Origin of the sequence: Alteromonas sp. RW2A1 (assembly GCF_001886475.1) — a bacterium.
GTDB lineage: Bacteria > Pseudomonadota > Gammaproteobacteria > Enterobacterales > Alteromonadaceae > Alteromonas > Alteromonas hispanica.
In genome coordinates this window covers 2,573,041-2,584,268 of sequence record NZ_CP018031.1, presented here as the reverse complement: position 1 = coordinate 2,584,268, position 11,228 = coordinate 2,573,041, and the positions used below count along the sequence as shown (strand labels likewise).

General features: G+C 38.5%; 6 protein-coding genes and 1 pseudogene. 5 read left to right on the top strand and 2 right to left on the bottom strand.

What is annotated here, in order from left to right; all coding sequences use genetic code 11:
* Nucleotide 1: 1 nt before the first annotated feature.
* From BM528_RS11490 to BM528_RS11480, 3 genes are read left to right on the top strand one after another with little or no spacing between them, the layout of a single operon-like run.
* The gene (locus BM528_RS11490; protein WP_015067492.1) at nt 2-3,706 is read left to right on the top strand and encodes a helicase-related protein; all 3,705 of its coding nucleotides are present in this window, start codon (nt 2-4) and stop codon (nt 3,704-3,706) included.
* A gap of 10 nt (nt 3,707-3,716) precedes the next feature.
* Entirely contained in the window at nt 3,717-5,570 is a 1,854-nt protein-coding gene (gene drmB, locus BM528_RS11485; protein ID WP_071979928.1) for a DUF1998 domain-containing protein, read from the top strand.
* Entirely contained in the window at nt 5,570-6,547 is a 978-nt protein-coding gene (locus BM528_RS11480; RefSeq protein ID WP_071979927.1) for an ATP-binding protein, read from the top strand. The genes drmB and BM528_RS11480 overlap by 1 nt, the downstream gene beginning before the upstream one ends.
* Here the strand turns inward: BM528_RS11480 and BM528_RS11475 are convergent.
* Nucleotides 6,539-8,059 (bottom strand): DNA cytosine methyltransferase, encoded by a 1,521-nt coding sequence (locus BM528_RS11475; protein WP_071979926.1) that lies wholly within the window; start codon nt 8,057-8,059, stop codon nt 6,539-6,541. The genes BM528_RS11480 and BM528_RS11475 overlap by 9 nt on opposite strands.
* Before the next feature lie 1,066 nt (nt 8,060-9,125).
* Between BM528_RS11475 and BM528_RS11470 the strand changes: the two genes are divergently transcribed.
* A complete protein-coding gene (locus BM528_RS11470; protein ID WP_071979925.1) occupies nt 9,126-9,347 on the top strand; it encodes a helix-turn-helix domain-containing protein in 222 nt (73 codons plus the stop codon).
* Nucleotides 9,347-10,615: a hypothetical protein gene (locus tag BM528_RS11465; RefSeq protein WP_071979924.1), complete on the top strand. Its 1,269-nt coding sequence runs from the start codon at nt 9,347-9,349 to the stop codon at nt 10,613-10,615. Before BM528_RS11470 ends, BM528_RS11465 begins: the two co-directional genes overlap by 1 nt.
* Nucleotides 10,616-10,955: 340 nt before the next feature.
* Here BM528_RS11465 and BM528_RS11460 read toward each other — a convergent pair.
* A pseudogene (locus tag BM528_RS11460) lies at nt 10,956-11,165 on the bottom strand (transposase); the annotation flags it as partial.
* Nucleotides 11,166-11,228 lie beyond the last annotated feature (63 nt).

The window sequence follows — 11,228 nt, the reverse complement described above, 5'->3', positions numbered from 1 at the left end:
AATGAAAGGTGCAGAAGTAAGGGATAATGTAATCTTTAGAACTTTGTCTGAAGAACTTGTTGGGCCTTGTGCCTATGGAGAAAAGTTTAGGTGGCAAGACGGAAAGGTGAAGAAAAAACAAATTAATAATCCATTAATTTCCGATGACGATGGAGAAGAAATCCTAAAAACGTTCCCAATACAACGATATGGAGTTGGTGTTTTATACCCTTTAGAAGAGCTTGATGCCATCCCAATTGAAGAGAGCATAATGGAAAGCGTCAAACCTCTTAGCCAATCTGAAAATGAAGCTATAGAGCCTCCCTCCTTTTCAAAACAGACTATCTTAAGTACAAATGATGATACGAACGATTTTGATGTATCTTTGGCTAATTCGAGAGCACCGAGTAGTATAGGGTTATCATTTGTAGTGGATGAAGCGGAGCCAATTAAGTTAAAAATTTCTGTCAAAGGAGCTTTTTATGAGGACTTCAAAGTGGAAAGTGATGAAGGACATATATTTAATTGGTGGAAAAGAAAGCCTGTGTCGTCAAACTTCGAATATCCTCTCGTTTCAGAAAATAAAAAAATCAGTATCGCTTTAAAACATACTTCTACTGAACCAAACCTTTCAGAAGTTTATTTAGAAGGGGTCATTCGCCGTTACGGCGATTACAGAATCGTTACTCTCGTATTAGTTAACCGCTCTACTAATATTTCGAGTTACATTGAAAAGAATAAACGGACTTTGTTTCAAGCCCAGTTTTCGGTAGAAACTAATACATTAGATGGAGCATTGACCGAAAATATATTGCCTTATCAGAGTGCCGCATTAGATTTATTCTCTGAAAATTTGGAAGAAGACGAACTAAGCAACCAGTTGCTTTATCGTAATACGCCATCTTTCGCTAAAGGTCATGGAGTTGCAACAGATTGGAATTTATCTCCATATGAAGCCAGAGAGTCGGTTTCTAGTGTTTGGACAGAGTCATTACCTTCATTTGAAACTCCCAGCATTACAGCAGAAATTCAAAATGAAGAAGAGACGTTAACTATTTCTATGAAGGAGCTGTCAGAATTTTCAACTGGGAGTCTCGGAGAGTTGCAACTAAAGCAGTTGATTGATTGGTATGAGAAATGGATCGGTAAACTTGTCGAAGAAAAGCAATCTATTACATCAGCAAATCATGAGTATACGGAACTGCTTATTAAGCAAGCTGATAAACACATATCAAAATGTCGTGAGGCTCATATTCGAATGTCAGAAGGCTTAGAAGTCTTACAAACTAATAGCCAAGCAAAAAAAGCATTTAAACTCGCTAACTTAGCAATGTTAAATCAACAAAAAAGAGCACCTAAAAAAATAAGAAAGGCTTCATTAGAGGAAGGTACTCTCAAATTTGACAGTGAGTTTAGTGAAAATGCATCCGCTAAAGGTATTTGGAGGCCATTTCAGATTGGCTTTTTATTGATGTGTGTTAGTGGTGCAGTTAATCCAGAACATTTAGATCACGAGTTGGTTGATTTGATATGGTTCCCAACTGGGGGGGGGAAGACAGAAGCTTATCTTGGTTTAGCTGCCTTCACTCTGTTATACAACAGGCTAGAGTATGGAGAAAAAGCAGAAAGTGTTCAGGTTTTGATGCGATATACCTTGCGATTGTTGACAGCACAACAACTACAACGTGCGTCGACTCTAATATGTTGTTTAGAGGTTATTCGCAGAGAACACAAGATACCTGGTAGACAATTTAGCATAGGGCTTTGGGTAGGAAGTAAAAACACTCCTAATAAGAGAGCTGTTGCAAAATCAAAGTTATCAAAGATTAAATCAGACTTGAATAAAGGCGAAATAGAAAACCCATTCTTACTGGATCGCTGCCCCCATTGCGCCGCGCAGCTTGGGGTAGCAGGAGAAGATAAAAAAATACTACTAGGTTACAAGGCATACCAAGGGACTGTTAAGTTCCACTGTGAAGATAAAGGATGTGACTTTTATAACGAAATTCCTATTTATCTAGTTGATGAAGATATATACGACAAGAAGCCATCCTTAGTTATTGGCACAGTTGACAAGTTCGCAATGCTAGCTTGGGAGCCTAAAATTAGGAGTTTATTCGGCATAGATGAGGAAGGTGAAAGAAATAATTTACCCCCTCAATTGATAATCCAAGATGAACTGCATCTAATTACAGGTCCTCTTGGAACTATGGTTGGATTATATGAGCCATTGATTGAAGAACTATGCTCTTACACCAATGACAATGGCAAAAACATAAAGCCTAAAATTGTTTGTGCAACAGCAACAACAAAAGGTTATAAAGACCAAATCCAGTCGATATACGGTAGGAATCGAACAGACATATTTCCTCCTCTTGGACTTACATCTGAAGACTCATTTTTTGCAAGGTATGAAAGAGACAAGTCGAAAAAATTGAAACCAGGAAGAAAATATGTCGGGGTTTGTGCTCCAGGATTAGGTTCAGTTTTAACTACTCAGGTTCGAACTCATTCTGCGTTGTTGTTCTCTTCAAATCGAGTGAATCTTGAGAATAGAGATCCTTGGGTCACTTTACTAAGTTTCTATAATAGTATCAGAGAGCTTGGTGGTGCCCTAACTTTGTTTCAAGCCGATATCATCAGCTATTTATTAGAACTGAAACGTAGATATCCTTCTTTTCTACTACCTCGCTTCTTGAATGGAGGAATGGAATTAACTAGCAGATTGAAAGACGACGAAATTCCCGCCGCTATTGCTTTGCTTGAACGAAGTTTGAACATATCTCTTTTGAAACCAAGCGATAAATTTCGCGCAGCTATTACTGAAGAGACTAAAAAGCTAGTTGATCAACACCAAGAGATTAAAGAAACAGGAGACAAACTTCTTACATGTTTAATGACGAAAGGAGAGATATCTTTAGAAGATTATATACTGGTTGATGAATTTATAGCTGCTTGTAAAGCTAATAACATAAAAAGTCCCAGCAAAATAAACTCTCTTCGCAATTTACTTAGTGGGAGGGAGGTAACCCCATACTGTTTAGCATCCAGTATTATTGAAGTTGGTGTCGATATAGATAGGTTGTCATTAATGTCTATAGTTGGTCAGCCTAAAACAACTGCACAATATATCCAAGTATCTGGTCGCGTAGGAAGAAGAGCAGACGAACGACCTGGATTGGTAACAACTATTTTTAATAATGCTAAGCCAAGAGATAAGTCTCACTATGAGGACTTTAGAGCCTACCATCAAAAGTTATATGCTCAAGTCGAACCTTCTTCTGTAACACCGTATTCAAGACCATCAATTGAAAGAGGCTTTGCTGCACTTATGATTGCCTATGCACGACAATTTTCTCCAATTGATGCATTACCCAAAGATATTGACATGGATTTGTTTGACGGTTGGTTCGATAAGTTGTTAGAGCTTCGTATAGATGCAATTAAAGATCATGAAAAACAAGATTTAAATAGTTTTTATGAAAGAAAGTTTAAACACAGTTGGGTAATTCGCTCTGCAAAGTCAGATTCGTGGGGCAATTTACAGCCAGACGTTGAACCTAGTGAGAGTGAAATAATGTGCCAGTTCGGTGCTACTGGGAAAAAGCGCCACCAATTAGCATGTCCTACCAGTATGAGGAATGTTGATGGTGAATCTGTTGTGTGGATAAGTCCTGAAGCATATTTAGAGCCAGAGCTTGATTCTTGGGATGACGATGAATGGTAAGGAGTAACTAGTGGGAAATCGAAGTAAAGTTAAAACAAGGAAAGGGCAATTAATTCATACATTCGGAACAGGAGCGATGCAGGTCAATAAAAACGGAATATCTATGATTACCTGCGGTCTAGATCACTGGTTTGAAGATGATGAAGGAGCTGAGTTATCTGGTGTAGGTAAGTTTATTCGAACCGATAAACGTTTACAAAAAAAATTAAAAGTAGAGTCCTTCAGGGTTCCTCCAGACTTTAAAGTAACAGAAAATGGGCTTAGTCGGAAAGTTCCAATACCTGCAAAGCGATTTCCATTGTGGAGAGTCTGCAGTAACACTAGGTGTCAGAAACTACAAAAAGGAGCAAATGAAGCAAACGATGAGTCTAAAAGTTTCTGTAATAGTTGTGGCGCACCAACTTATCAATCCCGTTTTATAACAATATGCTCCGAGGGTCATATTGATGACTTTCCTTGGTTTGACTGGTTAAATTACCACTCTGGCGGCCAATGCTGTGAGTCTGATGGATGCCATTTGAAATTGGAGGGTACGGGAAGCTCTTCAGTATCCAGTATAAGAGTTAGATGTATACATTGTAATAAATCTGCTTCACTCAAAGGTATTTTCTACTATGGGGCCGATGATAGTGGTAAACCTGAAAGTGCTTTCTCTAAGGCTAGTATAAGTTGCAAGTCGAATAGACCATGGCTAGGCGAGACAGGCAGTAGTATTTGTTCAAGCCCATTAAAAGCGGCGCTAAGGCAATCGACGAACGTTTATTTTTCTAAAACACATTCTTCTATTTATATCCCTCAGAAGTTAGAAGGTATCTCTAGTCTTATCGCAGAAGCGTATTCACAACTCAGTGATTCACAAAAAGCAATGATACAAGGTGCAGCTGACAATGATACTAAGGCTTTATTGTTATCTATGGCACTAAACGAGGAGTATAGCCCTAATAATGTGAAACTGTTCATTGAGCAAGATTGTGACGTATCTGATTTAGTGGAACTCACCGAAGAAGAGTTTAGATATGAAGAGCGAAATTTTTTCTTAAATAAGACTACTTCGGAAGAGTTGTCATCCAAGCCACAAAATATCAATGATTATAAGGATTGGTTTAGAGAGTTATTCGCTGAGGTCTCTTTAATCGATAAATTGACAATCACACAGGCAATGTACGGTTTTGATCGGTTAACTCCTAGTAATAGAAAATCAATTGATGAATACAAGAGTATGCTTTGGGTTGATGAAACAAAAATTTCAACATGGTTGCCCGCTGTGCAAAATCATGGAGAAGGCATATATATAGAATTCAACGCTGACAAAATTAATAAATGGGCTGAAGAATACGCGACATGTAATGCTTATAAGTATTTAAATGAGAAAAAAGAGGAGAATGCCTTTCTTGATTCCTTTGGTCCACTAACACCTCAATTTCTGTTGATACATAGTTTTTCCCATATATTAATTAACAGGCTTATTCATGAAAGCGGCTACAGTTCAGCTGCATTGAGAGAAAGGATTTATGTGAGTACACAAGCTGAAACTTGTATGTATGGTGTGCTTATATATACCGCCTCTGGAGATTCCGAAGGGTCACTTGGGGGATTGGTCAGGCTAGGAAAAGCAGGAAAATTAGAAACCACTATAACGAGTGCACTCAAGGATGCTAGCTGGTGTAGTTCAGATCCAATTTGTTTTGAAACTGGTCATAGTGGAGGGCAAGGCCCAAACGGTTTGAACCTTGCCGCTTGCCATAACTGTTTGCTTCTTCCTGAAACTTCATGTGAGGTGTTTAATAGCCTATTGGATCGAATGACAATCAATGGTGAGTTATTAGGAATTAGAGGATACTTTGACACGGGAAGTAGTAATTAATGAAAAGAATTAAGTTCCCCAAAAATCTTGATTCAAACTCTATTCGTTTTGTGAATGAGCAATTGGAAGCGACTCAGAATCACGATGCGGTTGAAGTTGACTTAAATAGTACAATGTTTTCTCGCCCCACAGCGATGTTAGTAACAGGCTCTTTGCTGAGACGTTGGCGAGAATATCGCAAGCGGAAGGGCCTGAAGACGCGTTTAGTCAAGCTCATAGACAATGACGCTCATGGTTACATGGCACATGTTGGCTTCTTTGACTTAATTGGCTCAAAGAAGATTGTTGGCAAGGAGATGGGAGAAGCAAAAGGCAGTTTTACCTACAAACCTATCACAAAAATAACTCGTCCAAGTTTTACTGATCTTCAAACTTGGTATGGTGATATTATTTCATCAGTACGAGGTCTTGCTAACGTTCTCGCTGGCTCTCCAGAAGACACAGAAGAGCACAGGTTTTACTTATACACATTACGCGAGCTAGTAAGGAATGTTTTTGAACATTCAGAAGCAACTGACTGTTATATATGTGGGCAACGTTGGAATGATGGTCGAGTCGAGATATCTATCCTTGATGAAGGTATAGGTATATCGAGAAGCTTAGCTAGGTCTTTTACTGTTAATGATGATGAAAAGGCACTATTGAAGGCTATAAAACCTGGGATTTCATCAACCTCAAATATCACTAGTGCCGATAATATTTATGATAATTCTGGATTTGGTCTTTACGTCCTTTCAGAAATAGCAAGTTCTTTTGGTACGTTCACCATTGCTAGCAATACTAAGTGCTTGGCAATTACCAGTAGTGAAAAAAAATTTTCTAATTTAGGTTTTCAAGGAACGTTTTTGGGAATTGAATTAAACAAAACCCCGAAACAGTTTTCCTCACTCCTAAAAGATATTATCTATGCAGGAGAGCTTGAGACAAAAACTCATGGTAGCAAAGTCAACGCATCTAAAATGTCTAAATTAATCTAGTAATTTCATAACAATATTGGCTATCTGCCGTGCTAAAAGAGGAGGCACGGCATTTCCAACTTGGTGAAACTGATTTGTTCGTTTTCCCATAAACTGATATGAGTCTGGAAATGACTGTATTCTTGCTGCTTCACGCACAGTTAAAGAGCGACATTGTTTCGCTTCGCTGTGTATAAAATAGTGCCCATCTTTACTGATATGGGAAGTTACTGTACTTGATTGGCTATTGAAGTTTTGAACTTTGAACCGATCAACAAATTTACCACTTTTCCAGTTTTTGTGGTCTGGTGCTAAGTAGTCAGGAAAATCGTCAGCTCTCGCATTTCGGCCATAAACGTCTCTAAATGATGCACAGAAAAAGTAACGCAGTAGATCGCTGTCCATATGTGGACGAGATTCATGTAATCTGACGTTCGATAAAGGGCTGTCCTTTACGAATTCGTCGAAGACCGTTGGAGACTTACTTGGATGGTATTGAGCTACAGAGCGAGTGTCAAAATCACTCTGTTCTAATAGCCTTAAGTTGTTCTTCAGCTTGATAACTAGTTCATCATCAATATTACCGCTATTTATTAGCTCATTAATTCCAGTGAGCACGTTTTCTTTCCATGCGTTCAAACTATCTTTATTAAAGCGCTTACCTCTGCTTGATAGTGGACTCCTTAACTTTGGTAAATCTCCAATGGCATCACCGACGCTAATTTTGGGGGAGTGTCTTAGTGGTTCTATTGAGTCTAAATCTTGCCCGTTTTTTTTCTTGATACCAAGAATTATCACTCTATGCCTATTTTGCGGTATTCCGTAATCTTCTGAACACAATATAAAGTCTTTAGGGTTTGTTTCTCCCCGTATAAACTTCTTCCCAGTTTTTAAGCTATATAGTGAATACCCTGCCGAGCAACACTCAAGGTCTTTGATTATTTGGTCAAATACAGCTCCACCATTAATCTTTGATGAAAGCATACCTTTAACATTTTCCATAACAAAAATATCAGGTGAAAATATTTCCATAATCGATAGATATTCTTTATACAGAAAATGCCGATGATCCTTCTCTGGCACGTACTCTTTATTGCCTTTGTTCCTTGCTCTGCCAACCAGAGAGTAAGCTTGACATGGCGGGCCACCAATTAAAACTCTTGGTGATTGGTCATCACAGCTTTCCTCAATACTTCGAAATAGTTCTATATCGGCCTTCTGATCTCGTCCCATTTCTAGTTGAAGCGTTTCTCTATTAGCTTGCTCCCATAGCTCCTTTGTTGCAGACGTATGCGGGCAGTCTACTTTACCATCGGCATATTGGTAATATTCTTCGGGAATCTCCAGATTGTTTTTTATTAAGAGGCGATAAAATGCTCTCAATGTGAGTGTTGCATGTGCGTGAAGATCTTTTTCGACCGATATTAAACCATCAAACGGAAAATTACCGTTGTCGTCTTCATAAGAAAAAAAGCCTTCTCCTAATCCTCCAGGCCCAGCAAATATATCAATAACCTTGACTGACTTTTCCAACTACATCTTTTCCTTTTAAGACTTTGCTCCAGGATAATAATTTTTAGCGTTTTGTAAACTTTTTTCAGCAAATAGATATTAGATTGTATAATTTTCGACATATTCTAGACACGAAAGCTTACCAGAAGGATTGTGAGGTAATATTCGGCTACTTTATGCATCATTATCTGTACTTTGGAGTTTACGGCAACAGATGACCAACGTTCATTGCAAAATGCCATTGACGAAACCGTTAAGTTGTATGAAAACCACTTTGAAAATATTTCACAAACGCTATGTATGGAGCGAAATAGTAACATTGCTGCACGTTGTGGTGGTCATGCATATCATGCTCCGTCTAATTGTGAGTGCCGTGTACCTAGAGCATGTAAATAATCTTAATTTATCTTCGTAAATAGAGCATCCCAGGGTGCTCTAATCATCACCCTGGGTCGGTAACACCTCTTTCCGCCAAATTTTGCAAGTTAGCGTTGTGCCGGAGAGCAAAAAATAGAGTCCAGCCTTTCAGTGCGATGAATGATTACGAACTTTAAGTGAAGTATCCTCCTGCAACCTTCTCATTTCGGCACACCTATATAAAAGCTGCACCTGTCCACTTCCCATAACGCGGTAGCTATTCTTTGCTGGCGGTTTTATCTGCTATGTTGGCTTTGGAATTGTTCCGGATGGTTGGTAGAATTTTATACATCCTGAGGCTGTGAGCGTAAATTTCAACAGCAAAATTCTTTACTTTTTGAGTGAGCTAAATATCAAGTGAAGGCAATTACATTGTTGCTGACTATGCAGTCAATGAAATTGAAAATGCCATATTTTTCATTATATTTCAAATAAATAAAATCATTTTTATAGGCCTCATAAGCTATTATTTAGCAAACTTCGCTTGATTATAGTTTTCAAAGTGTTGAGATTTTTTTCAAATTTTTTTTAATCTTTTATTACTATAAAGTTCAACACTTTATTTTAATTTTGTTTGTGAAAAGTACCTTTTCGTCCACAAAAGCACATAATCTTGCATCGAAAAACTTAACTTTTTTTGTAACATGACCTCAGTTTAACGAAAAAGGTAATGTTCTTAATGAGAAAAATTCGTGTTGCTAAGTACATCAATGAATATCTGGCCGACGATCCCGTTTCATCTCAAACGGTTATAAACTGGATAAAAAATGGAGAACTGAAAGGTGCTAAAAGGGGCGGTATCTGGCTAGTTCACGTTGATGATACGCATGAGTCAATGACATACCAATCTCCTAAGGATGAGTGTTTCAATATCCTCATGGGGGCTAACTGATGGATTTGGTGATAGTGGGACGTAAACGAAAAGTTGAAAATACAGATTTGCCGTTAGGACTTTATTCACGCCCATTGCGAGGCAAAACCCGTTACTTTTATCGCAATGCAAAAGGAAAGGACACTTACTTTCCTATCGAATATAAACTTTCCGATATTAAGGCGTCTGTTGTCGAGTTTAATGAAAAAAGCCGAAACAGCGCAGAATCTTTGAAGCATCGCTCAGATAAGTACAATGTATCGATATATAAGATATGGCCGAAGATCAAAGAAAATCTTGATGAAGAGAACGAAGGTAAATCTAAAAATACACTGGAAACGTTTGAGAGAGATTGTTCTCGTTTTATCGAATTTTTCGCAAACTACTACACTAAAGATATCACACTAGAAGATGTGAACGAGTATCTTAATGAGTATCACGCAGATGCGTCAGTTAACGTTCGAAATAGAAAAATTCATTTTTTAAGAACTGTGTTTGCCGAGTTTACGGACTTGAGCTACATGGAACGAAACTGCGCGAATGACAAAAAAATTAAGAAAAAGTCTAAAAAAGCTAAATTAAAAGCGCCAGTTCGTATCTCAAAGTATGCGATCATGATGATGGCTGATGAAGCTGAACCTTTTCTTAAAACAGCAATAATGCTCTCACTTCAAACGTGTCACGCGGTTAATGAGATTGTGAACCTAAAATATTCAGACTGTCACTATTTTTCTAGTCCTAAGGTGTATTGCACTGAAACAGAAACCTATTTAGAGCCTAGCGAAGATACTCCGCAAGAACTTTTAGTCCATGGCATGATGTGGATTTCTCGTGAGAAGAACCAACACACTGCTGCTTCGAGAGTTGAGATTCCGATTACTGACGAAATGATGGCTACGATTAAGATCTCGGTGCAAGATTTAGGTGAGGCTTTCGTTAAGGGTAAGGAGCCAAGCTGCCCTTACATTGTTCACCGTCAAAAACGTTACCACAAAGTTAATTACTCCGATGATTTTAACCACCCATGGCAACTGAAGCCTAGCTATTTGAGCAAAGAGTTTTCGAAATTACGGGATTCGTTACAGTTGTATTCGGACATCGAAGATAGAAGAGATCGTCCAGGGTTTCACGGCATTCGTTCTCTTGCAATTTATCTCCATGACAAGCAGGCTAGGGACGAAGAAATTACGATGAATCGTGCAGCACATTCAGATTTAGGGATGACCCAGCACTACAAGGAAGGCCATGAAAAGTTCAAACGAGTACCTCCATCCACGATTACACTTTAATACTAAAAACCGCCGAAACGGCGGTTTTTTTATGTCCCTAATTAAAAAAATACGTGTCACAAAATACAGTGCTTTTAGTTTTGTAAATTACTGTTTTTACAATGTTTGTTGTTTTTTGGGGTTTTACGTATTTTGAGGCGGATTTATAGTGTTGTTTTTTGTTTAAGTGGTTGAATTATAGTTAATTTATATTTTTGTAATAATGTGCTAGCGCACAAATGGGGTGTCAGGGGTCGGAGGTTCAAATCCTCTCACACCGACCAACTTCTCTGCTCCCCAGCCTTCCCATTCAATTCCAATTTGCTATTTTGGCTCTACCCCATAAACGGGGGATCAGCATTCACCTTACACGATTGATAACACCATCCCACCCACAATGGGTCATCACTCTCATTCTATAGTTTTCAAAGTTTCTAAAACCATACGCTCTTCTTGATATCATTTCCATTTTGTTGTGGAAGCCTTCAGTGATCCCGTTGTTTCGTGTAAAGCGCCACATGGCGATGATAGGTTACAACCACGAAGTTAAGGTTTTGGCCAGTGCACGAAGTGGAAAAGTCATCATTGCAGACGCATGGCCTAATTACTGACTCACCCAGTGTATCTTCGCTTC